Origin of the sequence: Sulfitobacter marinus (genome assembly GCF_900116285.1) — a bacterium.
GTDB classification, from domain to species: domain Bacteria; phylum Pseudomonadota; class Alphaproteobacteria; order Rhodobacterales; family Rhodobacteraceae; genus Sulfitobacter; species Sulfitobacter marinus.
In genome coordinates this window covers 776,076-799,779 of sequence record NZ_FPAJ01000001.1, presented here as the reverse complement: position 1 = coordinate 799,779, position 23,704 = coordinate 776,076, and the positions used below count along the sequence as shown (strand labels likewise).

The following is a 23,704-nucleotide window of genomic DNA, read 5'->3' as shown; positions in this document are numbered from 1 at the left end:
GTTGGTATGAATACGCGAGGTCGGGAGCGTTCAAGCATGAAATGGGTCGGAACCAGTTGGAAGATGAACAAGACTCTGCCCGAGGCAGAGGTTTTCGCTTCAAAGCTGGCGCAGGCTGACATTGATGCGGATCCAACCATCCAGCGGTTTGTCATCCCGCCATTCACCACGCTACGAGAGGTGAAACACCTTTTATCCGCTACGTCGGTCAAGGTAGGTGCGCAAAATATGCATTGGGCCGATAAAGGGGCCTGGACCGGCGAGATTTCGGCGCCAATGTTGGTCGATTGCGGGGCGGATATGGTCGAACTGGGCCATTCCGAACGGCGTGCGTTCTTTGGTGAAACGGATGAATTCGTCGGACGCAAAACCGCAGCCGCCGTGAAAAACGGCCTTATCCCTTTGATTTGTATCGGGGAAACGCTGGACCAGCGTAACGCGGGCGAGGGGCCCGAAGTACTGGAACATCAGGTACGTGCCGCATTGGGTCTGATCCCCGAATCCAAATATGATGCAACAGTTCTGTTCGCATATGAGCCGGTCTGGGCCATCGGAGAGAACGGAACGCCCGCCAGTTCCGGCTATGCTGATGACCGTCATGCCGAGATTATAGACGTTGCAACACGTGTGTTGGGGCGGCGTGTCCCATGTCTTTACGGTGGGTCGGTCAACCCGGGCAACTGCGCCGAGCTTATCGAATGTCCGAACATCGACGGGTTATTCATTGGCCGCTCCGCATGGAACGTCGACGGCTATCTGGACATTTTGAAACGCTGCGCTGCCGCGCAAACCAACTAGGAGAGATGTCATGAAAATTGCAGTCGCAGGCGACAGCGCCGGAGAACCATTGGCCATTGCCTTGGCGGAATACCTGTCAGCACGTTTCGACGTTTCCGAGATATCGCGCACCGAGAACGGCCCGGATGACTATTACGCCAATCTCGCAGATCGCGTTGCATCGCAAGTGGTGGACGGCACGTATGACCGTGCGATTTTGTGTTGCGGCACGGGGATCGGCGTTTGTATTGCGGCAAACAAAGTACCCGGCATTCGTGCGGCGCTGGTCAGCGACAGCTATTCAGCCGGCAAAGCGGCCACATCAAACAATGCGCAGATTATCACGTTAGGCGCACGCACCATTGCCGTTGAATTGGCCAAGACGATTGTCGACGCGTATCTGGAGAAAGAGTTTGATCCTAACGGGGCGTCCGCACAAAACGTCGAAGCGATTGATACCGTTGGCGGGCGTTATACGGCTGGCTAACAAGAGCGTCAGGGCATTGGACGGACGGATATCGACAATACTTATAATTGGTATTATGTAATATATTGATGTGCTGAGATGGTGATGGATGTGCGCAACTAAGCTTTTGGTATCTAGTATAAAAACACCTAAAGCGTCTATTTCCGTGGTCTCACATAGTGCTGGCCTTTGTAGGCCCTGACATCAACCTCACTGTCTTGGCCCGCCTTTACCTCTCTTGATCTACTGTTCATAGTTCGCCGTGAAGGCGTCGGCGCGATCTCATGTGTATCGATACCGTCGTGAACGGATGACGGCTGGCTTGAAAGGGTTTGAAAATGGCCAAATTGAAAATCTCCTCTGCGCAGATGGTACAGGCCGCGCGTGCCCGGATCAGAGAGGTCGAAACCCCGGATTTGATCGCGATGCTGGTGGATCCGGCGATTGTGATCGTCGATCTGCGCGACATACGCGAACGCCAGCGCAGCGGTTATATCCCGGGCAGTTTTCACGCGCCGCGCGGCATGATCGAGTTTTGGGTTGATCCGGATAGCCCCTATTTCAAACCGATTTTCGGCGAGGATAAGACCTTTGTTTTTCATTGCGCGTCGGGCTGGCGGTCGGCCATCACCACGGCAACATTGCAGGACATGGGGTTTGAGGCCACACATCTGAAAGAAGGTTTCTCCACCTGGAAAGACCATGGCGGGCCCGTCGAATTCCCTGAAAAGAAAGACTAAACAGGCGTTGGCGGCTGTGCTAAACCTGCGGGAAGACGACAAAAGGCATGGCTTATGACATCTATTCTGATCCTGAACGGACCTAATTTGAACCTTTTAGGCACACGCCAGCCCGAGGTGTATGGCGCGACTACATTGGCGGATGTCGACGCGCTGTGCCGCGCCCATGCCGATACGCTGGGTCTAACGATCGGGTTTGAGCAGTCAAACCACGAGGGTGCGATGATCGATCACATTCACGCGGCCAAGGGCAACCATGCGGGAATTATCCTGAACGCGGGTGCCTATACCCATACGTCGATTGCGCTGATGGATGCGATTTCGTCGGTCGAATTGCCCGTGGTAGAGGTACATCTGAGCAATATCCACGCCCGAGAAGCATACCGGCACAAATCCTATATCGCACCTGTTGCGGTGGGTCAGATCTGCGGTTTCGGCGCGCAGGGCTATGTATTGGCACTGGATGCACTGAAGGCGCATTTGGCGATTTAACCCGCTAGTATTAAACGAAAAAAGGCGGAAACGCATCTGCGCCCCCGCCCCTCAATCTTGCTGTTGGATCGCTTAGCCTTTGGCGGCTTTTGCAACTTCGGCAGCAAAGTCTTCTTTGACGACTTCGATGCCTTCGCCAACTTCCAAACGTACAAAACCGGTGATGGTTGCGCCGGCTTCTTGTGCGGCGGCACCCACGGTCAGGTCTGGGTTCACAACAAAAGACTGGTTCAGCAATGTCACTTCGGACATGTATTTTTGCATCCGGCCAACGATCATCTTTTCGATTACGGCGTCAGGCTTGCCGGATTCGCGTGCGATATCCATTTGAACCTGCTTTTCTTTTTCGACTACAGCCGGGTCCAGATCAGCTTCGGACAGGGCTGCTGGGTTGATCGCTGCGATGTGCATGGCGACCTGTTTGCCGAACGCTTCATCTCCGCCGGTCATGGCAACCAGAACGCCGATTTTGCCCATGCCAGGTGCCGCGGCGTTGTGCACATAGGACACAACGATGTCACCATCGAGCGCCTGCATACGGCGCACGGACATGTTTTCACCGATTGTCGCGATGGCGTCTGTGATCACGGTCGAGACGGGCTTGCCGCCCATGTCGGCTGCGTTCAACGCGTCAACGTCCGAGACATTGATCGCGACATCAGCAATGCCGGAAACCATTTTCTGGAAGTCGGCGTTTTTGCCAACAAAATCGGTTTCGGAGTTTACTTCGACTGCAACACCGTGGCCGCCTTCGACTTTAACGGCGACCAGACCTTCTGCTGCGGTGCGACCGGATTTTTTAGCCGCTTTGGCCAGACCTTTGGTGCGCAGCCAGTCAACGGCGGCTTCCATGTCACCGTCGTTTTCCGTCAACGCCTTTTTGGCGTCCATCATGCCGGCACCGGTGGTGTCGCGCAGTTCTTTGACCATGGATGCTGTGATTGCCATCGCTTTGGTTCTCCTTGAATTGGGATGATATGAGGGGCAGGTTTGGCTGCACTCATGTCTCAAAAATGTATCGGTTTGACGACAGGCAGGGGAATGTCCCCTGCCCGCCTCCGGGTTCAGTCGCTTAGGACTTTGCCGCTTCTACAGTTTCCTGCTTGGATTCGATATCCAATGGTGCGTCGGCGCTCATTGCGTCGTTGGAAACAGTTTCGGTGGATGCTGCGCCCACTTCAACGCCGCCGCCTACCAATGCTTCTTCCTCGGGTGCTTCTTCCATGGCACCAAGGTCAACACCGGCCGCACCAAGCTGAGCGGACATACCGTCAAGCGCTGCACGTGCTGCAAGGTCGCAATACAGGCCGATGGCGCGTGCCGCGTCGTCGTTGCCTGGGATGATATAATCGATGCCATCTGGCGAGCAGTTGGTGTCAACAACGGCGATCACAGGGATCCCCAGCTTGTTGGCTTCTGCAACGGCCAGCGCTTCTTTTTTCACGTCGATGACGAAGATCAGGTCAGGACGGCCACCCATTTCGCGGATACCACCAAGGGAAGCTTCCAGTTTGAACTGGTCACGCTCCATGCCAAGACGCTCTTTCTTGGTCAGGCCGGTAAAGCCGTTTTCGGATTGCTCGTCGATGGATTTCAGACGCTGGATCGACTTGGAAACAGTCTGCCAGTTGGTCAATGTGCCACCCAACCAACGGTGGTTCATGTAATACTGTGCGCATTTTTCTGCGGCATCAGCGATCGGCTGTGCGGCCTGACGCTTGGTACCAACGAAAAGAATGCTACCGCCTTTGGCGACGGTGTCACGGATGGCTTGCAGGGCCTGGTCCAGCATTGGAACAGTCTGTGTCAAATCCATGATGTGGATGCCGTTACGCGCGCCATAGATGAATGGACCCATACGTGGGTTCCAACGCTGCGTTTGGTGGCCGAAGTGTACGCCTGCTTCAAGCAGTTGGCGCATGGAGAACTCTGGAAGAGCCATGTCTTTATACCTTTCCGGTTTTGCCTCGTCGGGGGTCTCGATCCCGTGTTGGGACCAACCGGCGGACATTCAAGGATTTCTCCCTCAAAGGCCCAACCCCGACTGCGGGTTTAAGTAGCGCGCGTATAGGATGGTTTTTCCCTATGCACAAGGGGTGTTTTCGGGCCTCCGGGCTAGGGATGACCGTCGATATCATCTAAAAAGGAGAAATTTCAAAAAAGCCTCTCGCAGAAGTTGATGCTTTGCGATGTTTGCTGTTATTGGGTCCCTATTGCGCGATTTTGAACCATTTTTGCCAGCCGTATTGCTAAGGAGCTTATTTTTTTGGACGATCCCATCCCGCTACCGCCGCGCGTGATCTCTCGATCCAAGGCGGTCCCGATGATCGATGTATTTGCTCATGATGTGCAAAATATCCTGGGCGAGCAAGGCTACTTGATTAACGACCGACTGCTGATGCTTTTGGTTTTGGCGCGTGATGCTTTGCGGATGGAAGATGTTTGCATTACGCAGTTTCGCAAAAAGCGGGTGCGCGTGCTATGCGCCACAAGCTCTGCTCTTTGGCCGCAATCTGTGCCGGTCAAGGATATCGATCTGTACACGACCGGACAGATCATTCAGCAAAAGAGAATGGTCACCTCGGATGTGCTCAACGCGACGCCGATGACGAAAACGGTGGACCTGACCGGCCGCAAACCTGAACGGTATATTGGCGTTCCTATTCTGTTTGACGGTACGGTTTGGGGCACCGTCGAGATGTCAGGCACCGCGCAGCCCGGTGGTTTGAAACCGGACGAGATTACAGCAGCGGTGTTTCTTGCGGCGGTTCTGTCGGTACCACTGGCGTTGCTGGCCTAGGCATCGCTGCCTAAAAGGTCGGCCTGATGTCCGGCACGGACAATGCGTTCGCAGGTCATGGCCAGTGTTTTGCGATCGGAAAAGTCAGAGACCCTGAGCGGCTGGTGATAGCGTGTAATCACCACCCCGTGGTCCTTAGCCGCGAGGGTCGCCAGCAGATGCGCGCCAAAGGACATATCGCCCCACCAGCCATAGAAGCGGTCATCTGACCCGTTCGGCGTATTATAGGTCACGCTGACTGGCTGGATCCAGATGACATCGCGCAGCTGCGGGGCCATGAAGGCCTGAAACAACGTTGTTTTAAAGGGCAAAACCCGCTGCCCGTCGGTGCTTGTGCCTTCGGGAAAGAACAGCAAACGGTGATTGTGCAACAGCCGCTGTTGAAACAATTCGGTCTGTTCGCGCGCGCGCTTGGGGTTGCGTTCGATAAAAACAGTGCCCGTGGCGCGGGCCAGCCAGCCGATACCGGGCCAGCTGGCGACCTCGGACTTAGCGACGAAATAGATCCGTTGGCTGGCATTCAGCGAAAAGACATCCAGCCAGCTGGCGTGGTTTGCCACCACGGCACCGGGGTGCTGCATGGCGGTGCCGATCCGGCGGCGGCGCAGCCCGATGATCCAGAAAGCAATGCGGCAAACCGCTTGGGTCACATAGGGCGATACCGGCCTGCCCTGCCCGCACAAGGGTCGTTCAACCAGCCGGATCAGCATCAGGATGATCAAGCCGATGGTGACAAGCAGCGCGAGCGCCACACCACGCCCCAGAACGCGCAGCCACCCGACCGGGCCAATCTGATGCTCGATCTGTGGGTCCGAGCCGTCCCAACGTGCGTTCATCTTGCCGATCCACTATAGATGCGCGCCTGCCGGCTGCTGAGTTTTGCCGTGTCCATGATCAGGCAGACGTCGGTTGTGTTAAAGCTGTGATCAATAAACGCGCCATCGCCGACGCAGCCGCCAAGGCGCAGATAGGCTTTGATCAGGCTGGGCACCTGAACCATGGCGCGGCGGCGATCCAGTTCTTCGGCGGGTATGATGTTCATATCCTGATAGGCATCCTCGTGGGCGCGCACCCGTAAATCGGGCGGCGCAAGATGGTTCAGATGCAGCAATGACAAGGGCTGTGCAAGCGCTGAAATGTCGGTTCCGTGAAAGCTGGCAACGCCGAACATGATTTCGATGCGGTGCTCTGCGACATAGCTGGCAAGACCGGACCACAGATGATGCATCGCCATTCCGCCACGGTAATCGGGGTGCAAACAAGAGCGGCCCAATTCCAGCAGACGTCGGCCCGAATGTTTGAGCGGGGCCAGATCATATTCGGTCTCGGAATAGAAACCACCTGCCCTTTCAGCCGCCTCGGCGCGCAAGAGCCGGTAAACGCCCGCGACCCGCCCAGTGGTCTTGCACGACAGGATCAAATGGTCGACAAATTCGTCGAAGCGGTCCTGTTCGAGCTGCTGTTCATGATCAACAAGCGCACCGCCCGCGCCCAATTCGGTCACGAATACATCATACCGCAATCGCTGCGCGGCGCGCAGCTCGGCTGGCGTTTGGGCCAGCTTAAGCTCAAAATCTGCGGCGGTTCCAATGGTCAATGGGCGATTCCTTGGTCGTGGTGGTCGAAGGCACATGGCCAAAGTAGCCTTATAGTGGTTAGGCTGATATTAACCTTTTGCTAACCTAGAACTGTCACCAAAGACAGGCGTCAAACCGACCCGGAAACTATCTATGACCATTTTGCCTTCGCTGCGAAAGTTCACTGTCACTTTACCATCTATGTTACTTTGGACCTGTCCGACACCCCAGTTTGGGTGTTCGGGGTGCTGTACCAACATGCCCGGCGTCAAAATGGCATTCAGATCATCCATGGGGTTTCCTTTAGCGGGGGTGGCAACGCATGCCTAATTCAGAGATCGAGCTTGCGGCGTTGGTGGGCAGCCGCATTTGCCATGATTTGATATCGCCCATCGGCGCTGTCAACAACGGGTTGGAACTGCTTGCGATGGCGGGCACCGGGTCAAGCGCGGAAATGAGCCTTATTGGTGATAGTGTGTGCAGCGCCAGTGCGCGCATACGGTTTTTTCGGGTGGCATTTGGTGCAGCAGAAAATCAGGTTATCGGCGTGCCGGAAACCATCGGCATTCTGGATGACTATCACCACAATACACGCTGGAATGTCGACTGGGCCCTGAAAGAGGCGCAACGGCGGACAGAGACCCGGATGTGCTTTTTAGCGCTGCTGTGTATGGAAACGGGTATGCCTTACGGTGGCACCATTACGGTTAGCGCGTCCGGCACCAAATGGGTGCTGACCGGACGGGCCGAAAAGCTCAACATCGATGCTGAGCTTTGGTCGGTTCTGGCCACCGGGCAAGCTGCGGTCAAGCTGCGGCCAGCGCAGGTACAGTTTGGGTTGCTGCCGATCATCGCACGCGAGGCGGGCAAACAGGTGACGTCCCAGATTCTCGAAAACGAGATTACGTTGTCGTTTTAAGGCCCGCTATTCAGTAGGTTAGCTGCGCACAGCACCATCGCCGCGCACAAGATATTTAAAGCTGGTCAACTGCTCGGCCCCCACTGGGCCACGTGCGTGCATTTTCCCGGTGGCGATCCCTATCTCGGCGCCCATGCCGAATTCTCCGCCATCGGCAAATTGCGTGGATGCGTTATGCATCAAGATTGCGGAATCCAGACGCGTCATGAATTTGGTCGCTGCCGCATCGTCTTCGGTGATGATGCAATCGGTGTGGTTGGACCCGAATTCGCGGATATGCGCGATGGCCCCATCGATATCAGGCACGGTTTTGGCGGCGATAATCATGTCGAGATACTCGTGCCCCCAGTCTTCATCGGTCGCAGGCACGGTGCCCTCGATATCGGACAATGGGGGCGCGGCGCGGACTTCGACGCCTGCGTCGATCAGCGCTTTGATCACACCTCTACCGATGGTGCGCGCGACTTTTTCGTGGATCAGCAGACATTCGGCCGAGCCGCAAATACCTGTCCGGCGGGTTTTCGCGTTCAACACGACCTTTAGAACCTTTTCGGGATCGGCAGCCTCGTCGATGTAGATGTGTACGATCCCTTCGAGATGGGCAAAAACCGGCACACGGGCCTCGCGCTGGACAAGGCCGACCAACCCTTTGCCGCCGCGGGGCACGATCACGTCAATCGTATCGGTCATGGTCAGCATTTCGGTGACCGCAGCACGGTCACGGGTGGGCACAAGCTGGATCGCGTCCTTGGGCAGGCCAGCGGCCTCAAGCCCCTGTTGCAAGGCGGCATGGATCGCGCGCGAGGAATGAAAGCTTTCCGAGCCTCCGCGCAGAATAACCGCATTCCCGGCTTTCAGGCACAAGGCTCCGGCATCGGCAGTCACATTGGGGCGCGATTCATAGATCACGCCGATCACACCCAAAGGCGTGCGCACGCGCTGGATATGCAGACCTGACGCCTGGTCCCACTCGGTCAGAACCTCGCCAACGGGGTCTTTTTGCGCCGCAATGCTGCGCAGGCTGTCGGTGATCGCCTTGATGCGCCCCTCGTCCAGCAACAGACGGTCCATCATCGCGTCAGACAGCCCCTTGTCGCGACCAAATTCCATGTCTTGCGCATTTGCGGTCAAGATATCAGCGCGCGCCTCCCACATGGCGTCGGCGGCGTTTTCAAGGGCGGTTTGTTTTTGATTGGCGCTGGCAAATCCAAGGGTCGCGGCGGCGGCTTTGGCACGGCGGCCAATGTCTGCCATCAACGCGGGAATGTCGGATGTCTGTGTCATGTCCAAGGTCATCGTTTCAGATCTACTTTTATTCATTTCGGCTAAGCACTACCTAAAGCCTTCGGCGAGGATTTTAAACCATTTGGAAATCAAGAGAGTGCCAGATCATCCCGGTGGATCAAAGCTGCACGGCCCGGAGAACCCAAAAGCTCTTCTATTTCAGTGCTTTGGTGGCCTTTGATGATCTGCGCCTCGTGAGAGGAATAGCGCGTAAGCCCGTATCCGATGGGGCGCCCGTCCGGCGTTAGGATCGAGATGCTATCGCCCCGCGCAAAGGGGCCCTGCACCGCCGTGACGCCGGCAGGCAGCAACGATTTGCCCCGTGACATGGCGGCCACGGCACCGGCATCAAGGGTCACACTGCCGCGCGGTTTCATCGCTGTGATCCAAAGCTTGCGGGCGGTTTGCGGGTCGGACTGCGCGGTGAACCACGTCGCATTCGCACCGTTTTCCAATGCAAATAGCGGCCGCAGAGGCGACCCTTCGGAGATGGCCATGGCGCAGCCCGCGGCAGTCGCTGTTTTAGCGGCCATCAATTTGGTTTTCATACCGCCCTTGGACAGACCGGAGCCAGCATCGCCGGCTTGTGCTTCGATCTCGGGGGTGATGGTGGTGACGGTTTCATAGCGGATGGCAGCGGGGTCATCATTGGGGTTGGCTGAATAAAACCCGTCCACATCGGACAGCAAGATCAGCTGATCCGCCCCCACTGTCACCGCGATTTGCGCAGCAAGGCGGTCGTTGTCGCCAAAGCGGATTTCATCGGTGGCAACGGTGTCATTTTCGTTGACGATGGGCACGGCGCCTAGCGACAACAACTGCTCGAGCGTGGCGCGGCTGTTCAGATAACGGCGTCGGTCGGCACTGTCTTCGAGGGTGACCAACACCTGCGCCGTGGTAATGTCGTGTGGTTCCAGCACCTCTTCATAGGCGCGGGCCAATCGAATTTGCCCAACGGCGGCGGCTGCTTGGGATTGTTCCAACGCCAGCGTAGTCATGGGCAAACCCAACACACCACGGCCTAAAGCGATGGAGCCTGAGGAGACAAGCACAACATCTTTGCCCTGCCCCTTGAGCCATGCCACATCTTGCGCGAGCGAGCGCAACCAATCGGCGCGCAGCTGGCCTGTCGCCCTGTCCACCAACAGGGCCGAGCCGATTTTAACAACGATACGTTTGCCGTCGCTTAGGGTTGCCAAGGCGCTTCTTCCTCGGCGGGGCGGAACCGCAGACGGTCGTCGTCGATCTGGCCACGCAAGGCACGCAGCACATCGGTCACGCCTTCGCGGGCAACGCCGGACATCATCATCACGTCGCTGCCGCAGGCTTCTTCCAGTTCGGCCCGCGCGGCTGCGCGTTCTTCTTCGTCCAAGGCGTCGATCTTGTTCAGCACGGTCACGCGAGGTTTGTCGGCCAGATCACCGCCGTATTTCTCAAGCTCGGTGATAATGGTTTGGTAATCCGCGGCAATGGTCGCAGAGGTGCCGTCGATCAAATGCAACAGCACGGCGCAGCGTTCCACGTGACCCAAGAACAGATCGCCAAGACCGCGCCCTTCGGACGCCCCTTCGATCAGACCGGGGATGTCGGCGACGACGAATTCGGTGTTATCCACGCCCACAACGCCCAAATTCGGGTGCAATGTGGTGAACGGGTAATCGGCAATTTTCGGACGCGCGTTAGAAGTGGCGGCCAGAAACGTGGACTTGCCCGCATTTGGCAGCCCCAGCAGACCCACATCGGCGATCAGTTTCAGACGCAGCCAGATCGTGCGTTCAACGCCTTCTTGGCCGGGGTTGGCGCGACGAGGAGCTTGGTTGGTGGCCGATTTAAAGTGCAGGTTACCCCAACCGCCATTGCCGCCACGGGCGAGTTCGATCCGTTGGCCCAGTTCGGTCATATCGGCGAGAACGGTTTCCTGATCTTCGTCCAGCAATTCAGTGCCAACGGGAACGCGCAGAATGATATCATCGCCATCTTTGCCGGTGCGCTGTTTGCCCATGCCGGGCTGGCCGTTACGGGCAAAAAAATGTTGCTGATAGCGGAAATCGATCAACGTGTTCAGACCGTCAACCGCTTCGGCCCAGACAGAGCCACCGGCCCCGCCATCGCCGCCATCAGGACCACCATATTCGATGTATTTCTCGCGGCGGAACGACACACAGCCGCCCCCGCCTGCGCCAGAGCGGATGTAGACTTTGCACAGGTCGAGAAACTTCATTTCAGGGGCCTTTCCGGGGCACGGCAGATCACAGTTTGATGCTATATGTCCATGTAGGTACGCAGGTCTCGCGCGCCAGACAATAGCTTTCGGCAGTCCCGAGATAGCGGAAACCTGCGTTGGTTAATACTTTGGCCGAGGCCGGGTTGTCACGGAACACCGACGCGAACATGTTATTATTGCCAAGCGGGTTTGCCTGAACCAGCGCTTGCACGGCTTCGGAGGCGAGATGGGTGTTCCAGAATGCAGGTGCCACCCAATAGCCAACCTCGGATTGGTCGCGGTCCATTTTGACAAGGGAGATGACCCCCATCACTTCGGAGCCACCGGTTTTCAACCCGTCCATCACCCACACGTCTTCGATACGCTCATCGCTGGTGGCGCGTTTGATATAGGCCTCGATCACGCCGGGGGGGAGCGGATGGGGAATGGAGACGGTGTTATTGGCCACGCGCGGATCGCTAGCATAAAGTTCGATCAGGCCCAGATCGGACTGGCGTACGGGACGCAGGTCAAAGCGCTCTGTTTCAATCACGGGCTGCGTGGGGATTTGTAGAGTTTTCATCGTCATGCTCCTCCTCCGAACAATACGAATAGGACTGATGCAACTGTCAAAGTGGCCAGAAACCACATCAGATATTTTTCCCAGATGGTACCGGCGACAGTCTTTGCAATACCTGCCCCGGCCAGTGTCCAGAGGGGGTGCAAAATAGCCTGACAGCATAGCAACACAGCGGCGACTGTCGCGGTGGCAGCCAAGGTTGGCGTGCCGGGGGTGACAAATGCGGTAAAGCTGCCAACGATCATCGCCCATGCCTTAGGGTTCAGGGGGTGCACAATCAGCCCTGCCGCAAATCCGGGGGCATTTTCCGTCTCGTGCCCCTGCCCCAACCGCAGGTTTGCCACCTTCCATGCCAGCCAGATGATATAGGCCGCTGATGCGAATTTCAGCAGTGTGAACAACAGCGGTGCCTGTTCGGCCAGTTGCATCAGGCCAAAACCGATGGGCCAGATGATCAGTTGTTTGCCCAATGCCACGCCTGCGACGAATGGCAATGCGGCACGAAAGCCAAAGCGCGCGCCGGTTGCCATCATCGCCATATTGGCGGGGCCTGGTGTGCCGACCTGACTGACAGCAAATACCGCGAGTGATGCGATTGCGACGCTCATGAGGGCACCCTAACCGATAGGGATGCTGACAACAGTCGGAGGGCCACAGATGCGCAGATTTCACGCGCCGCCGTCGCAATGATCCGGAAAGAGCGTTGTGGCAGTGTCATCTAAGCCCTTCCTTTCTGGACAGAGAAATTAAACAATTGATTAACAACAAAAAGGGACCGGCGTTTCCGCCGATCCCTGAATTTTTTCAAAACCCTTGTAGGTACGGCTTACTCTGCGGCTTCTGCCACTGGCAGGACCGAGATAAACGTGCGGTTTTTCAGACCCTTGTGGAACTGAACCTTACCGTCGACCTTGGCAAAGATGGTGTGATCTTTGCCCATGCCAACGCCTTCAGCTGGCCAGAATTTTGTGCCGCGCTGACGCACCAGAATGTTGCCGGGAATAACAGCTTCGCCGCCGTATTTTTTTACGCCAAGACGACGTCCTGCGGAGTCGCGACCGTTACGGGATGAACCGCCTGCTTTTTTATGTGCCATTGGTGTCTCTCCTTAGCCTTTTGCCAGTTCTTTGGCCTGTGCGATCCAGTCTTCACGACCCACACGACCTTTGAACGACAGTTTCTCTTCGATTGCTTCTACGTCTGCATCTGTCCACGCTGCGATTTGTGCAAATGTGGTGATGCCTTCGCCGTTCAGCTTACCAACGATGACGGGGCCAACGCCAGAGATCTTGCTCAGATCGTCTGCGCCTTCAGCTGCAGCCGCTTTTTTGGCTGGCTTTGCTTTGGCTGCCTTCGCGGGCTTTTCAGCAGCAGGGGCTGCCGCTTTTTTCTCTGCTTTGGTTTTCTTCGCAGGCTTGGCTGCGTCAACCTTGGCGGCTGCTTTGGATTCGATGGCTGCAACGGCTGCTGCGCTGACCGACCCTGTGCCGATGGCTGCTTTTGCGCCGGACTTGCCTGCGCCAGATGCCATGATCTCGCCGATTTTAACCAGCGTCAGCTTTTGACGGTGGCCTTTGGTGCGCTTGGAGGAGTGCTTCCGGCGGCGCTTGACGAAGTGGATGACTTTCTCGCCCTTGATCTGGTCAACAACTTCGGCCTGAACGCCGGCATCGTCTACCATGGGGGAGCCAACAACAGGGCTGTCGCCGCCCAGCATCAGAACTTCGTTGAATTGGACTGTTTCGCCCGCGTCAGCAGCCAAACGTTCTACCCGAAGCATATCGCCGGATTGAACTTTGTACTGCTTGCCGCCTGTCTTGATGACCGCAAACATGCGTTTTCCTTTTTCGCTTTCGCGTCCTGTGGTCCCCTTATCGGGTGTTTTCGGGCCTTGGCCCACCTCGGACAGCGCACCCCATTTCGGGATGATCATAAAATAATAAAGGCATCCGAGACGGATACCTTTGGGTTGAGAGCTGCCAAATGCACCACTGCCGCCTTTATGTCAAGCGGCGAACCGGCGTTTTAGGGGCTAAAGCTCCTCTGCGACCATATTCAACGCAACGGCCCGACCCAAGGTATAAGAAATATCAGCATAGGCGGCACCATAGCCATCAAACAGCGCCCGGTTCAAAGCCATGCCAGCCTTTGTCTGCGCAAAGGTAATATAGCGGTCCAGCGCGTCATCCTCCAGCGGTGAATAGGCCATGAGTAAATAACCGTACAGCCAGCCTGTAGTATCTTCAGTAATCTCTTCTTGCTGTTCGCCGACTTCCGCCAGAATCTCTTGCTCGGTCATGTCCACGGCACCGCCATCGGCCAGACCGCGCATGAACTGATAGTTCGCATTCATCGCGGCGGTAACATTGCGGTTGATCATATCGCCAGCATCAATCAGCGCGGTAATTTGGGCCAGACGCGCATCATCGCTGCCCTCCAGCTCGGCAAACTTGGTGCGGGCGGCGTTTTCAATCTCTTGATCCGTGATGGCGGCGCGGGCGGCATTTTCCAGAGTGATGATCTGCGCGCCGATGCCCGAAGCGAAGAAATCGATCGTCAGCTCGCGCATGTCACCTTGCAGCTCAGCCTCTAGAAAACCGCGCAGGGTTTCGACCATCCGCTGAGGGCTGTAAATCGCATCGACCTGTATCTGCCAGCCTGCACCACCCTGCCCGCCCAACATGTCTTGGTTCAAGGTCTGGGCATAGTCCAACCCCTCGGCCTGCAAAATCGCGGCGACCTCGTCGATCTTAAGAGCATCCATTAACACCTGCGCCCGCGCATCGGCCCAGAGCGGTGCCGCCAACAGCCATAGCAGCGGCAGCCATAGCAGCGGCGAGATAAACAGCAGGCGCATCAAAGGTCCTGACTGGGCTGCATGCCCGCCAAGCGCGCCGCCACCGCCTCAAAACGATTGGCCATGATCTCGTATTGCACGGCATTCATTAGCGCATAGACCTCTTGCATCGTGGGGTGTTCCAGCGCTTGCGCATAGGCCTGCACCTCATCGTCGGAAAATGCCTGATAAGTGTAGGCTGACGTTTCCAGTGCGTTTTGCTGGATTGATGCGCGCATCTCGGGCTCTTGGCTACGCAAAACCTCGCGCAGGTCGGGTTCTTCCATCTGCAAGCGGATCACCCCTGCCCCGGCTGCGGCCATCAAAAACCTGATCTGCACCTCTTGGATCGCCCTGATTGAGCTGTCTTCGACATCGCTGGCCTCGTTTAACCTGGTAAGCAGCGCAGCGCGGGCCGGATTAACACGCTGGACCCCTTCAAGAATGGCAATGCCAGCCTCGGACTTGGCCGCGCCATCATCCATCATATGCGACGCGTTTTCCGCCGTCACCAAACGTTGACCCAGATCTGACGCATAAAACCCCGCCGCATGTTCAAGCGCCTCTTCGCTTAGCGTTTGCGTCAGGATGTCAGAGCCCATCTGCAACATCACATCTGTGTCAAACACTTCGCGCACCAGCCGGGACCATTCAGACCCGAAGGCCTGAGCATCAATGCCGAGCATTTCAGGCGCAGAATCCGCCGACAGCCGAATGCTTTCCAGCGCCACTCCAAACCCCGTTACCTCAAGAAATGCATCAACGCGCCGCTGATCCGCGGCATGCCCGGGGCTTGCAACCGCCGTCATCCAGACGGCCGCGGCCATGATTGCCACGTGACAAATTCGTTCCAGCGCCCGCATTGCATGATCCTTGTATTACCAACCGCTGTGATCTTAGGACAAATAAGGCGGGCGGCAATGAAAATCCCCGTGACCCAGAATTATCCCCCCGCCCCCCTTGTCACCCCGCCAAATCGGGACTAAACGAGCGCACCACACCGATGCGGAGAGGTGCCGGAGTGGTCGAACGGGGCGGTCTCGAAAACCGTTGAGCCTTCACGGGTTCCCAGGGTTCGAATCCCTGTCTCTCCGCCATTATTTCCAATCAGATAACAAAAACCCTCAGGTGGTACCGCGCCGGCGTGGTGTGCTTTCAACTGATGCTTGAAATCACATGCCGATAATCGTGCGGGCAGTCTTAGAATTGCCAATTTCCTTTTATATCATCTGGAAAGCGCCAATGAACGCACTGGTAATTTTTAAGGAGTGTTCCCTTTCAAAAGGTGACACAAATATTACCCCAAGGAGATTTTGGCCGGGCTGGTCTTGGGGGAAATGAGGTTAGAATGATCTGCATAACGTTAATAATTTTAGCACACGCTGCACTATTGGGGACTGATGCATGATCCTCCCGCCTGTCCCAAAAAATGAAGCGGAACGGCTGGCATATATAGATCTGTTGGGCCTCGACTTAGCTATTCCATATGAGGAGATACAAGGGCTGTGCGAGGTGGCGTCGGCCTTGGCGGGAGCACCGGTTGCTTTGGTGACATTGATTGCCGAGACCCAGCAACATGTGCTGGCTGGCGTCGGCTTGGGCGGGGTAAAGCAGACCAGCAGGGACGTCTCATTTTGTGCCCATGCGATCATGGGTAGCGCGCAGTTCGAGGTGACAGATGCACAAGCGGATCCCCGGTTTGAAGATCATCCGTTCGTTGTGGGGCAACCGGGTTTTCGGTCTTATCTTGGGACCGTTTTGGAGCCTGAAGAGGATATGCGTCTTGGCACGCTTTGCGTTCTGGATGTTGAGCCCAAGACCTATTCTGACGATGTAAAGGCGGGTCTTTCAAAGATTGGCGCGGCGATCACCGCATTGATTGTGTCCTATCGCGAAAAGAGGGATCTCATCGGTTACGCCAAGGAACTTGCCACACGGAACACAGAGATGATCGACCTCACAGGGTCGCTTCGGCAGTCGATGGAAAAGCTGGTCGCGGCAGAGAATACCAAGAACGAGTTTGTATCGATCGTCAGCCACGAGTTGCGCACGCCGCTGACCTCGATCAAGGGCGCGTTAAGCCTGATGCGCAAAGACATGCAGGAAGCCAGTTCGGCAAAGGCGCAACGTCTGGTTCAAATCGCCTATGAAAACAGCGAGCGGCTGCTGTCTTTGGTTGATGATATTCTTAGGCTGCGAAAACAAGAATTTGGCACCGGGCAAGTCAGCTTTGGCCCGGTTGATCTAAGTGCGCTGATCGACATGTCAGCGGAGGCCTATCGCAATTATGCCGCAGACCGGCAAGTGACGCTTACGGTTTCGGGAACAGGCCAGCCCTGCATTGTAAGCGGTGACAAAAGCCAACTGGATCGGGTATTGGCGAATATCCTGTCTAATGCGTTCAAGTTTTCCAAACGGGGCGGTAATGTCGAGATTAGCCTGCACTGTGACGAAGACGGGCCTCAGATCATAATAAAAGATGACGGTGTGGGGATCCCGGATGGGTCAAAGGAAAAGGTTTTCGGTCTGTTCTCGCAGGTGGATGGGTCCGACGCGCGGTTGCAGAACGGGGCCGGCCTTGGAATGCACATCTGCAAGCAGATTTTGACGCAACACGGGGCCACCATCGACTATGAAAGCGAGCTTGGCGTCGGAACGATGTTTACGATCCGCTTCGCAGCGGCCGACCAGAGTGAAACGGCAGGTTAATTGGCTCATTCACAGGCGTTTATCCCGTGCCAATAAGGCGTGACTGTAGCCACAGCAGTGACGGATAGGCCGCAATCCAGAACCATAAAAACCGGTTCAACCCGAACAGCCAGGCGTTCGCCAAATGGAATGTCGCGGCAATGAACAGCGCGGCGATCAGCAGTGTCTCGTTTAGAAAGCTAAGCGGGAAGAGCACCTCAAAAAGCATGACAGCCCATGATGCCCCCCACAGCAACCGCGGGAACTGCGCCAAACCGCGTAGGTTTTCGGCGACGGGATAGGCCGAAAAGCTGAATACGTCGGACAGCGCCCGCCCGCTGCGCCATTCGGGGTTCACGATCTTGACCTGCCCCGAGATGAAGTAGGACAGGATGACCTGTATGCCCAGATATCCGAATGCGGCTTGGGCCAGCAGACCATCAGGCAGCCAACGTGACAGGCACAGGCAATATAGTATCAATAGTCCCATACGGTCACTGCCGCCGTTATAGGGCCCCTGAAAGCGATGCAAAATCAGTACGCTATGGATGCAGAGCGCCAGCAGAACCCAAGAGCTGTACCAGCCTGAAATCAACGCAATGCTAAGCATCGCACGCGGTAAAAACAGCAACGGTGCCGTATGGGTGCCGGTCAGATGTTCGGCCGATTGCTGCAAAAATGCGAGAGCCAAGAGGATTTCCGTGGCCCGCAGCGCGCATTCAAACGTCATTATGCTGCTGCACCTGCGACGGGAAAGGGATCGGATTGAAAAAGGGTTTCCTGACGCATCCCTGTTCCTTCGCGAGATATAAATACCAACCGGAACTGTGCAGCATGCGCGTCTGAAACGGATGATCCATGTGTCAGGTCGTCATGTGTCAGGTCACTTAGAATACGCCGTTGTATTTCGCTGATGCTGTGCGCGGTTGGGCTTTCTGTAATGCGTTCCGCGCAGCTGACCACAAACAGCGCGTCGTTCCGGGCACCGTTCCAGATCAGCCGTGTCAGCATTTGCAGCACAGTTATCGTCGCGGGGCGCGGTCTGAATTCCCGCCAGTCGGCCACGCCGTCCTTTGACAACAGGGTCCACTGCACCCGGGGAGAAGGCTCAATCGTTTGGAAAAACCGCCAGGACGGCAGGAGCACAGGTAGAACAAGCGACAGGGTTTTGAGCATGAAACACAGTTAACGGGCTGGTCATTAAGATCACGTGAATTCGACCCGCAGATGTAGAGGCCCGCGTCTAGTGCATTGTTTCCGATGTCAAAATACGCGCTTCATGGGCACGTAGCAACCGGCGTGCAGCGGCGTAGTTTGTCAGGCCTCCGGGGCGCTTCAACTCTGGGAACAGGGTCAGAACTTCGTCGCGTTGCTCGGGCAGGATACCTGCCATTGAATGCTCACCGGGTTGAAAGCTTTCTGCCCACGCCCCATCCGCCAGCACGACCTCGTGTTGGTCGAACAAGATATGGATATAGCTGACCCGCGCCGCGCGAATTTGGTTAACACCATCCAGCCCGACAAGATGCTTTGCCGCGACCAGAACTTCGCGTTCAAGGAACATCACCTCGGCCAGATTAGATGTTATCAAGATGCGGTGGTTCGGGCTGACCACCATATCCCATTGCGGCAGATTGTTACCCAAGGCCCCTGCCCGGATCATAATCGGATGAAAGCGCGGTGCCGCGACAAGCTCTGCGCGGCTGAGGTTGCGGCGACCGATCCAGCGGACCGGCTGCAAACCATTGTCACGGGTGATCAAAAGGTCGTCGACCTTCAACTGCTGGACCGGAATTTCGCCGCGCCGGGTTGCGATGCGTGTGTCAGGCGTAAAGCAAATAACCACGTCTTCGATTTCGGAATAGGTTGTTGTCCCTGTGATATTCCCGCGGGAATCCTGAAATTCGATCCTACCGGATTCCGGCCCTTCTTTGATCAATTTGTAACTCGACTTGTCGAGCCCGGTCAGATTAAGAACATCGTTATCAAGGCCATCAGCATCTTCACCACCGACGATCGTGTGATTGCCACCTGAGGTAAAGTTGATTAGATCGGAGCCCTGCCCGCCGTCAGCCAGATCATCGCCGCCCCCGACGGTCAGCGTGTCGTGGCCTTCGCCGCCGGACATCTTGTCGCTTCCTACGCCGCCATCCAGATTGTCATCGCCGCCTTGGCCCAGCAGCGTGTCATCGCCCAACCCGCCAAAAAGCGTGTCATCGCCTGCCACGATCGGCACTTCGACCGGTTCATCAATCAGATCACCCGACAACGTGAAGCCGGACTGCGTTGTGCGTGTCTCCAAGGTGAATTCGATGAATTCACGATCCTCGAACCGGCCTGAAAACCACGAATCCTGATCGTTGGGGTCATTTTGTTGGGTGCCGGTTGCTGTGACAGTACCGTTTTGGGTTGTCACGTTCAGCGCGGAATCGTCGCTGGTGGCAAAGGCGGTAAAACTGTCGGCGTCCAGCGTAACGGATTCCTGATCGCCGTCGCTGTTTCTGTCGAGGTCATTGAACGTCGCGGTAGAATTCAGCGAGACAGGTAAACCGGTGTTCGGGTTAAAGAATTCCAACCGGAAGCTCGCAGTTTCCCCACCATATTGGGGTCTTGACTGACTCCCCGCGTTCAACAGGATTTCGAACCCCTCGCCGCCCGACAGGTTTATTGGCATGTTCTCGTTCGAGGTGCTGACCAGAACCAGTCTGGCATATACCGGTGTTCCATCGGTCAATGTGGCGACGTCGCGGTACACGACCTTATCGCCCGGTTTGGCCGTATCGCCGCCGCCGCTGGAAACCCGATTGTCAAAGGATAGCGTGACCGGCGTTGCGTCGTTGCCCGGCGCCGTGCCGACACCCGCATCACCGTACAGCACGTCATTGCCCGCACCGCCGTCAATCAGGTCATTTGCACCTTCGCCGGACACGCGGTCATCGCCGCCGCCAGTTTGTATCTGGTCGTCGTCAGCCGTGCCCTGAATCGTGTCAGAGCCCGACGTCCCATTTATCGTTGCCATCAAAGCAGCCTTTAAGTGTCGTATCGTCATGAAAGGTTCAGCAGCGAACCCGGTTTCAGACGCAGTAGAATTTGACCCTCACCTACATATAAAGTTGCAGGAGCGACAGCCGACATTCGAAATTGTGACCGCATTTTGGCGGTCGTAAGCGTCGAATGACGTAACGATTCTATTATTCAGCATGGTTTTTGGGCACGACTTTGCCGACCCTCAACCGACGCGTGTTACACGGGGTAAAAATATGCGCGCCAGATTCCCACAAACATCAAGATGCTGCCGATGTTGACCCATATGTGCCAGATGGCATAGCGCATCGGCATGGTCTTGCGCGCATAAAACGCCGTCCCCACCACATAGGCAGCCGCACCGGCAAGGACACACCACAGCGTCTCGGCGGGCACCATGTTCAGATCAGGGAGCGCTGATAGGCCAATCGCCCCCAGTCCTAGGTATGAGGCCGTCGACCAGCGCGATTTTACCTGTTCGTTGGTGATCTTGTTCCAGATTGCCACGGCGGTCAGGACCCAGCATAGACATAGCAAAAACATCGTCCACGGGGTGCCTGCCAGTACAAAAAACGGCGTGAAGGTGCCTGAGATACTAGGATAAATGGCGGCGTGATCAATGCGGCGCAACTGTACGCGCTGCGCATGCCAAGGCAGGAAATGATAGGCCCAAGAGGCCAGATTGGACGCCAAAGCGCTGAGCACGTAAACCCACACGGCAATGATTGGGGCGATGCCCAACTCGGCTGTGGTCTTGCTGATTAAGGCACCACCTGCCCCCAGAACCAGTACCAAGCCAAAGATGTGAACAGCCATATCCGCGCGCCTGTGGCGGGGGTTGGCACTGGGGAATGTCGTATCTATCATGGGCGTCTCTGGCAAAGCTTGCAACGTCGGTAGCCGCCGCCCCGCCAAAAGTCCACCACGCCGGTACGTAAGCTTGGCGCGTTTACGGCGCTGGCGCGGATTTGCCTGCCAAGATGGCTTCGATCAGGATTTGAACGCGCAATGCCTCGGGCAAGGTTGCCAGACGGTTCGGTTTGCCCTCGATCAGCAGCACCAGATCATCCAACTGCGCGCGCAGGCTGGTTGCGCGCGGGTCGGCGTATTCCTCAACCACCGGGGTGAAAGCACCGCCTGTTGACACATCATCCAGATAGAACTCTGAGATACGTCGGCTGGCCTTGGTCCCTTTGATGGTCAATTCCTGACGGTCCGGTTGTGCGCCACCGACGCTGCCCATGATGGTGACAGGCGCGCCAGTTGCCGATACCAGCCGTGCGGCGACATGGGTTTCACACAGATCGGTGCCCGCTGGATAGTCGGGTTGCGCCCAGACCAGTTCGAGCGGGCCCAATATACGTTCGGAAAAGAACAGAAAATGCGAGATTACTTCGCGAGTCAGGCCGCCCTCGGCACGAAAGCGCAGCCAATCTGCGGCTTGCTGCCACGCACGCGGCCATGCGGCATAGGTCACGATGATATCCGCACCAGCCAGATCGCCCAGATCGCCTGCCTTGGCCGCCGCGTGAACATCAGTCAGGGCTGCCCCAGCCGCTTGGGTGAAGTTCACCGCAGCGGGAACCCCAAAGGCATCAATCTTGGCAACCAGATCGCGGCTTTCTCCGATATCGATGCCAAGGGGTTTTTCAAGGAACACGGCCTTGCCAGCCTCGGCTGCGGCCAAGGCATAGGCCTTGCGCGGAACGGGCGGACAGGCAAGGTAGACCAGATCGGCAGCGGCAATCGCGTCTTCGGCGGTGGCTGTCAGCGTTACATCCGGGGCGGCAGCCCTAGCTGTGGTGCAGGCATCATCGCTGGGGTCCCAAATCGCGACAACCGAATAGGCGGGATGCTTTTGCATATGCTCAAGCATGCGCTGACCCATAATGCCCAGACCGATGATTGCTGTCTTAATTGTCATGTCGTCCCTCAAAATTCAGATGCCCGCGCACCCAATTCATACAGGGGCATCAACGGCTTGCGTTGCTTTAGCACAGGAACATCCCGAACCGCGAGGCGAAAACCCTGCCCTAAAATATGAAACCCCCGCATAGCGCCGGGCCATGCGGGGGTGAAATCTCTGGGTGGGTTCTTGGCGCGGGTTAGCGCAGAACGCCTGCCTGTGCGGCAATATGGCGGATTTCGCCGCGCGCAACGCCGATATCGGCCAGGTCGCGGTCGCTCATCGCGGCCAGTTCGTTATAGGTTTGACGTTCGGCGCGCTTTTGGGCGCGGTTCGCGCGAAAGCCTTCGATCAGGCTGTGCATTCTTGCAGCGACGTCAAAGCTTGATGTGGTTGCTGTTGTATAGCTCATTTTATTCTCTTCTCATCTTCGGTTTGCGGTGGCCTATCCACCGCAACGGGTTGGTATCGCGTTTTGGTCCCTGTTATAATTTGGGGACAAGTCGCATGATTTACGCAGGAACGGCCCCACGTGGTGTTTTCGAAAACAGACCGCGCAGTTTTGCGGATGCTTTGATCGCGAGCGATGCGATGAACGCGCTGCGCTCTGCATTGGCACGCGCAAGGATCCGGTCAACTTCTAGCGGTGTGGCGGTACGGTATGTGACGTTGGTAGTCATGTTCAGCTTTCCATTTCTGGGCTTCATTGCCCGTGGACTGCATATGTGCCTGACCGTGCAAAGGTGCAAACCATAGTCGATATGCAGTTTTTGCATGGCTTTCGAAATGGCGGAATACTGCCGAATTTGGGCGCGGTGCAGGCACGAAATGGCCATATAATTGCCCTTGGCCTGCCTTGGGATGGACAGAGTGGTACGGCTGAATTAACCGGCCCGCGAGATAAAACTTCGCACCCTAATGGAGCAGTTAAATGGCCCAAAGCATCCCCACCCCCGTCAAGGCGGCACCCGTGCCTACAAAACCCGTACAGCCTCAAACAAAACAGCCGGTTTTCACGGATTACGCCAGCATCTGACGGGTGACAGCAGGTGGCCAAGACGATACACTTTTCGTCATGACAGACCCTGTTTCCTCGATCCGCAATCTTGGCCCCGCGTTTGAACAAAGCCTGGCCAAGGTTGGCGTGCACAGCGCCGAACAACTGCGCGACCTTGGCGCGGATGCGGCCTATGAAATGCTGCTGCGCGCCGGACACCGGCCCCACTTTATCGGCTATTACGTACTGGTGATGGGCCTTCAGGGCCGCCCGTGGAACGATTGCAAAGGCGAAGAAAAGAAAGCTTTGCGAGTCAAGTTCGACGCGATGAAGGAACGGGCCTTTGATCCCGCCCAGTCAGAGTTTGAGCGCATGATGGACCAGATCGGTATCAGGGCACCCGGAACGTAAAAGG

The 23,704-nt window shown here is 56.6% G+C and carries 29 protein-coding genes and 1 tRNA gene; 9 read left to right on the top strand and 21 right to left on the bottom strand.

The genetic code is table 11. From position 1 onward, the window contains the following. Positions 1 to 63 precede the first annotated feature (63 nt). The 4 genes from BM347_RS03925 (at position 64) to aroQ (ending at position 2,475) form a co-directional block, all read left to right on the top strand. On the top strand, positions 64 to 798 hold the full coding sequence (locus BM347_RS03925; RefSeq protein ID WP_245764175.1) for a triose-phosphate isomerase: 735 nt from the start codon (positions 64 to 66) through the stop codon (positions 796 to 798). A gap of 10 nt (positions 799 to 808) precedes the next feature. After that, on the top strand, positions 809 to 1,264 hold the full coding sequence (locus BM347_RS03920; protein WP_093915068.1) for an RpiB/LacA/LacB family sugar-phosphate isomerase: 456 nt from the start codon (positions 809 to 811) through the stop codon (positions 1,262 to 1,264). A 317-nt stretch (positions 1,265 to 1,581) separates the two neighbouring features. After that, the gene (locus tag BM347_RS03915; RefSeq protein WP_093915067.1) at positions 1,582 to 1,983 is read left to right on the top strand and encodes a rhodanese-like domain-containing protein; all 402 of its coding nucleotides are present in this window, start codon (positions 1,582 to 1,584) and stop codon (positions 1,981 to 1,983) included. 54 nt (positions 1,984 to 2,037) lie between these two features. Further along, complete coding sequence (aroQ, locus tag BM347_RS03910; protein WP_093915066.1) at positions 2,038 to 2,475, top strand: type II 3-dehydroquinate dehydratase; 438 nt, start codon at positions 2,038 to 2,040, stop codon at positions 2,473 to 2,475. A 72-nt stretch (positions 2,476 to 2,547) separates the two neighbouring features. Here aroQ and tsf read toward each other — a convergent pair whose 3' ends face one another. Both tsf and rpsB read right to left on the bottom strand, forming a co-directional pair. Beyond that, positions 2,548 to 3,423, bottom strand: a complete 876-nt coding sequence (gene tsf / locus BM347_RS03905; RefSeq protein WP_093915065.1) for a translation elongation factor Ts — start codon at positions 3,421 to 3,423, stop codon at positions 2,548 to 2,550. Positions 3,424 to 3,547: 124 nt separating this feature from the next. Further along, complete coding sequence (gene rpsB / locus BM347_RS03900) at positions 3,548 to 4,417, bottom strand: 30S ribosomal protein S2 (protein ID WP_093915416.1); 870 nt, start codon at positions 4,415 to 4,417, stop codon at positions 3,548 to 3,550. Between the two features lie 381 nt (positions 4,418 to 4,798). Between rpsB and BM347_RS03895 the strand changes: the two genes are divergently transcribed. Further along, positions 4,799 to 5,275 (top strand): GAF domain-containing protein, encoded by a 477-nt coding sequence (locus tag BM347_RS03895; protein ID WP_139226445.1) that lies wholly within the window; start codon positions 4,799 to 4,801, stop codon positions 5,273 to 5,275. Here BM347_RS03895 and olsA read toward each other — a convergent pair. The 3 genes from olsA to BM347_RS03880 all read right to left on the bottom strand — a co-directional run bounded on the left by olsA (position 5,272) and on the right by BM347_RS03880 (position 7,145). Then, positions 5,272 to 6,111, bottom strand: coding sequence for a lyso-ornithine lipid O-acyltransferase (gene olsA / locus BM347_RS03890; RefSeq protein ID WP_093915063.1), 840 nt, complete (start codon positions 6,109 to 6,111; stop codon positions 5,272 to 5,274). The genes BM347_RS03895 and olsA overlap by 4 nt on opposite strands. Next, entirely contained in the window at positions 6,108 to 6,872 is a 765-nt protein-coding gene (gene olsB / locus BM347_RS03885; protein WP_093915062.1) for an L-ornithine N(alpha)-acyltransferase, read from the bottom strand. Before olsB ends, olsA begins: the two co-directional genes overlap by 4 nt. Before the next feature lie 69 nt (positions 6,873 to 6,941). Beyond that, positions 6,942 to 7,145 (bottom strand): DUF3553 domain-containing protein, encoded by a 204-nt coding sequence (locus tag BM347_RS03880; RefSeq protein ID WP_093915061.1) that lies wholly within the window; start codon positions 7,143 to 7,145, stop codon positions 6,942 to 6,944. A gap of 29 nt (positions 7,146 to 7,174) precedes the next feature. Between BM347_RS03880 and BM347_RS03875 the strand changes: the two genes are divergently transcribed. Next, positions 7,175 to 7,771: a histidine phosphotransferase family protein gene (locus BM347_RS03875; protein ID WP_093915060.1), complete on the top strand. Its 597-nt coding sequence runs from the start codon at positions 7,175 to 7,177 to the stop codon at positions 7,769 to 7,771. 18 nt (positions 7,772 to 7,789) lie between these two features. Here the strand turns inward: BM347_RS03875 and BM347_RS03870 are convergent, their stop codons facing one another. From BM347_RS03870 to BM347_RS03830, 9 genes are all read right to left on the bottom strand, one after another. Then, on the bottom strand, positions 7,790 to 9,055 hold the full coding sequence (locus BM347_RS03870) for a glutamate-5-semialdehyde dehydrogenase (RefSeq protein WP_245764174.1): 1,266 nt from the start codon (positions 9,053 to 9,055) through the stop codon (positions 7,790 to 7,792). An 89-nt stretch (positions 9,056 to 9,144) separates the two neighbouring features. Then, a complete protein-coding gene (gene proB, locus BM347_RS03865; protein WP_093915058.1) occupies positions 9,145 to 10,254 on the bottom strand; it encodes a glutamate 5-kinase in 1,110 nt (369 codons plus the stop codon). After that, positions 10,242 to 11,276, bottom strand: a complete 1,035-nt coding sequence (gene obgE / locus BM347_RS03860; protein ID WP_093915057.1) for a GTPase ObgE — start codon at positions 11,274 to 11,276, stop codon at positions 10,242 to 10,244. The genes proB and obgE overlap by 13 nt, the downstream gene beginning before the upstream one ends. 28 nt (positions 11,277 to 11,304) lie before the next feature. Further along, positions 11,305 to 11,841: a GNAT family N-acetyltransferase gene (locus BM347_RS03855; RefSeq protein WP_093915415.1), complete on the bottom strand. Its 537-nt coding sequence runs from the start codon at positions 11,839 to 11,841 to the stop codon at positions 11,305 to 11,307. Between the two features lie 2 nt (positions 11,842 to 11,843). Next, complete coding sequence (locus BM347_RS03850; RefSeq protein ID WP_093915056.1) at positions 11,844 to 12,446, bottom strand: LysE family translocator; 603 nt, start codon at positions 12,444 to 12,446, stop codon at positions 11,844 to 11,846. A gap of 218 nt (positions 12,447 to 12,664) precedes the next feature. Further along, positions 12,665 to 12,934 (bottom strand): 50S ribosomal protein L27, encoded by a 270-nt coding sequence (rpmA, locus tag BM347_RS03845; RefSeq protein ID WP_008225807.1) that lies wholly within the window; start codon positions 12,932 to 12,934, stop codon positions 12,665 to 12,667. Positions 12,935 to 12,946: 12 nt separating this feature from the next. Beyond that, positions 12,947 to 13,672, bottom strand: a complete 726-nt coding sequence (locus BM347_RS03840) for a 50S ribosomal protein L21 (RefSeq protein WP_093915414.1) — start codon at positions 13,670 to 13,672, stop codon at positions 12,947 to 12,949. A 198-nt stretch (positions 13,673 to 13,870) separates the two neighbouring features. Then, positions 13,871 to 14,695: a hypothetical protein gene (locus BM347_RS03835; RefSeq protein WP_093915055.1), complete on the bottom strand. Its 825-nt coding sequence runs from the start codon at positions 14,693 to 14,695 to the stop codon at positions 13,871 to 13,873. Beyond that, positions 14,695 to 15,537 carry a DUF2059 domain-containing protein gene (locus BM347_RS03830; RefSeq protein ID WP_093915054.1) on the bottom strand — a complete coding sequence of 281 codons (843 nt, stop codon included), beginning with the start codon at positions 15,535 to 15,537 and terminating at the stop codon, positions 14,695 to 14,697. Before BM347_RS03830 ends, BM347_RS03835 begins: the two co-directional genes overlap by 1 nt. A 144-nt stretch (positions 15,538 to 15,681) precedes the next feature. Here BM347_RS03830 and BM347_RS03825 point away from each other — a divergent pair. Further along, positions 15,682 to 15,771 (top strand) — tRNA-Ser (locus BM347_RS03825). Positions 15,772 to 16,078: 307 nt separating this feature from the next. Beyond that, complete coding sequence (locus BM347_RS03820) at positions 16,079 to 17,383, top strand: GAF domain-containing sensor histidine kinase (RefSeq protein ID WP_093915053.1); 1,305 nt, start codon at positions 16,079 to 16,081, stop codon at positions 17,381 to 17,383. 19 nt (positions 17,384 to 17,402) lie between these two features. Here the strand turns inward: BM347_RS03820 and BM347_RS03815 are convergent, their stop codons facing one another. The 7 genes from BM347_RS03815 to BM347_RS17530 all read right to left on the bottom strand — a co-directional run bounded on the left by BM347_RS03815 (position 17,403) and on the right by BM347_RS17530 (position 22,972). After that, complete coding sequence (locus tag BM347_RS03815; RefSeq protein WP_093915052.1) at positions 17,403 to 18,092, bottom strand: HTTM domain-containing protein; 690 nt, start codon at positions 18,090 to 18,092, stop codon at positions 17,403 to 17,405. Beyond that, positions 18,092 to 18,538 (bottom strand): hypothetical protein, encoded by a 447-nt coding sequence (locus BM347_RS03810; protein WP_093915051.1) that lies wholly within the window; start codon positions 18,536 to 18,538, stop codon positions 18,092 to 18,094. The genes BM347_RS03815 and BM347_RS03810 overlap by 1 nt, the downstream gene beginning before the upstream one ends. Before the next feature lie 67 nt (positions 18,539 to 18,605). Then, entirely contained in the window at positions 18,606 to 20,381 is a 1,776-nt protein-coding gene (locus BM347_RS03805; RefSeq protein ID WP_093915050.1) for a Hint domain-containing protein, read from the bottom strand. Between the two features lie 224 nt (positions 20,382 to 20,605). Then, positions 20,606 to 21,253 carry a PAQR family membrane homeostasis protein TrhA gene (gene trhA, locus BM347_RS03800; protein ID WP_093915049.1) on the bottom strand — a complete coding sequence of 216 codons (648 nt, stop codon included), beginning with the start codon at positions 21,251 to 21,253 and terminating at the stop codon, positions 20,606 to 20,608. 82 nt (positions 21,254 to 21,335) lie between these two features. Further along, on the bottom strand, positions 21,336 to 22,310 hold the full coding sequence (locus tag BM347_RS03795) for a Gfo/Idh/MocA family protein (RefSeq protein ID WP_093915048.1): 975 nt from the start codon (positions 22,308 to 22,310) through the stop codon (positions 21,336 to 21,338). A gap of 181 nt (positions 22,311 to 22,491) precedes the next feature. Then, a complete protein-coding gene (locus BM347_RS03790; RefSeq protein WP_093915047.1) occupies positions 22,492 to 22,704 on the bottom strand; it encodes a DUF1127 domain-containing protein in 213 nt (70 codons plus the stop codon). A 100-nt stretch (positions 22,705 to 22,804) separates the two neighbouring features. After that, a complete protein-coding gene (locus BM347_RS17530; RefSeq protein ID WP_175498480.1) occupies positions 22,805 to 22,972 on the bottom strand; it encodes an RSP_7527 family protein in 168 nt (55 codons plus the stop codon). A 395-nt stretch (positions 22,973 to 23,367) separates the two neighbouring features. On the opposite strand from BM347_RS17530, the gene BM347_RS03780 reads away from it, so the two are divergent. Then, positions 23,368 to 23,700: a TfoX/Sxy family protein gene (locus BM347_RS03780; RefSeq protein WP_093915413.1), complete on the top strand. Its 333-nt coding sequence runs from the start codon at positions 23,368 to 23,370 to the stop codon at positions 23,698 to 23,700. The last annotated feature ends 4 nt before the right edge of the window (positions 23,701 to 23,704 follow it).

What these genes read in the sequence shown, in the direction of transcription:
- BM347_RS03925 (WP_245764175.1), top strand. Translation starts at nt 64, where the DNA reads ATGAACAAGACTCTGCCCGAGGCAGAGGTTTTCGCTTCAAAGCTGGCG.
- BM347_RS03920 (WP_093915068.1), top strand. Translation starts at nt 809, where the DNA reads ATGAAAATTGCAGTCGCAGGCGACAGCGCCGGAGAACCATTGGCCATT.
- BM347_RS03915 (WP_093915067.1), top strand. Translation starts at nt 1,582, where the DNA reads ATGGCCAAATTGAAAATCTCCTCTGCGCAGATGGTACAGGCCGCGCGT.
- aroQ (WP_093915066.1), top strand. Translation starts at nt 2,038, where the DNA reads ATGACATCTATTCTGATCCTGAACGGACCTAATTTGAACCTTTTAGGC.
- tsf (WP_093915065.1), bottom strand. Translation starts at nt 3,423, where the DNA reads ATGGCAATCACAGCATCCATGGTCAAAGAACTGCGCGACACCACCGGT.
- rpsB (WP_093915416.1), bottom strand. Translation starts at nt 4,417, where the DNA reads ATGGCTCTTCCAGAGTTCTCCATGCGCCAACTGCTTGAAGCAGGCGTA.
- BM347_RS03895 (WP_139226445.1), top strand. Translation starts at nt 4,799, where the DNA reads ATGATCGATGTATTTGCTCATGATGTGCAAAATATCCTGGGCGAGCAA.
- olsA (WP_093915063.1), bottom strand. Translation starts at nt 6,111, where the DNA reads ATGAACGCACGTTGGGACGGCTCGGACCCACAGATCGAGCATCAGATT.
- BM347_RS03880 (WP_093915061.1), bottom strand. Translation starts at nt 7,145, where the DNA reads ATGGATGATCTGAATGCCATTTTGACGCCGGGCATGTTGGTACAGCAC.
- BM347_RS03875 (WP_093915060.1), top strand. Translation starts at nt 7,175, where the DNA reads ATGCCTAATTCAGAGATCGAGCTTGCGGCGTTGGTGGGCAGCCGCATT.
- BM347_RS03870 (WP_245764174.1), bottom strand. Translation starts at nt 9,055, where the DNA reads ATGACACAGACATCCGACATTCCCGCGTTGATGGCAGACATTGGCCGC.
- obgE (WP_093915057.1), bottom strand. Translation starts at nt 11,276, where the DNA reads ATGAAGTTTCTCGACCTGTGCAAAGTCTACATCCGCTCTGGCGCAGGC.
- BM347_RS03855 (WP_093915415.1), bottom strand. Translation starts at nt 11,841, where the DNA reads ATGAAAACTCTACAAATCCCCACGCAGCCCGTGATTGAAACAGAGCGC.
- BM347_RS03850 (WP_093915056.1), bottom strand. Translation starts at nt 12,446, where the DNA reads ATGAGCGTCGCAATCGCATCACTCGCGGTATTTGCTGTCAGTCAGGTC.
- rpmA (WP_008225807.1), bottom strand. Translation starts at nt 12,934, where the DNA reads ATGGCACATAAAAAAGCAGGCGGTTCATCCCGTAACGGTCGCGACTCC.
- BM347_RS03840 (WP_093915414.1), bottom strand. Translation starts at nt 13,672, where the DNA reads ATGTTTGCGGTCATCAAGACAGGCGGCAAGCAGTACAAAGTTCAATCC.
- BM347_RS03835 (WP_093915055.1), bottom strand. Translation starts at nt 14,695, where the DNA reads ATGCGCCTGCTGTTTATCTCGCCGCTGCTATGGCTGCCGCTGCTATGG.
- BM347_RS03830 (WP_093915054.1), bottom strand. Translation starts at nt 15,537, where the DNA reads ATGCGGGCGCTGGAACGAATTTGTCACGTGGCAATCATGGCCGCGGCC.
- BM347_RS03820 (WP_093915053.1), top strand. Translation starts at nt 16,079, where the DNA reads ATGATCCTCCCGCCTGTCCCAAAAAATGAAGCGGAACGGCTGGCATAT.
- BM347_RS03815 (WP_093915052.1), bottom strand. Translation starts at nt 18,092, where the DNA reads ATGACGTTTGAATGCGCGCTGCGGGCCACGGAAATCCTCTTGGCTCTC.
- BM347_RS03810 (WP_093915051.1), bottom strand. Translation starts at nt 18,538, where the DNA reads ATGCTCAAAACCCTGTCGCTTGTTCTACCTGTGCTCCTGCCGTCCTGG.
- BM347_RS03805 (WP_093915050.1), bottom strand. Translation starts at nt 20,381, where the DNA reads ATGGCAACGATAAATGGGACGTCGGGCTCTGACACGATTCAGGGCACG.
- trhA (WP_093915049.1), bottom strand. Translation starts at nt 21,253, where the DNA reads ATGATAGATACGACATTCCCCAGTGCCAACCCCCGCCACAGGCGCGCG.
- BM347_RS03795 (WP_093915048.1), bottom strand. Translation starts at nt 22,310, where the DNA reads ATGACAATTAAGACAGCAATCATCGGTCTGGGCATTATGGGTCAGCGC.
- BM347_RS03790 (WP_093915047.1), bottom strand. Translation starts at nt 22,704, where the DNA reads ATGAGCTATACAACAGCAACCACATCAAGCTTTGACGTCGCTGCAAGA.
- BM347_RS17530 (WP_175498480.1), bottom strand. Translation starts at nt 22,972, where the DNA reads ATGACTACCAACGTCACATACCGTACCGCCACACCGCTAGAAGTTGAC.
- BM347_RS03780 (WP_093915413.1), top strand. Translation starts at nt 23,368, where the DNA reads ATGACAGACCCTGTTTCCTCGATCCGCAATCTTGGCCCCGCGTTTGAA.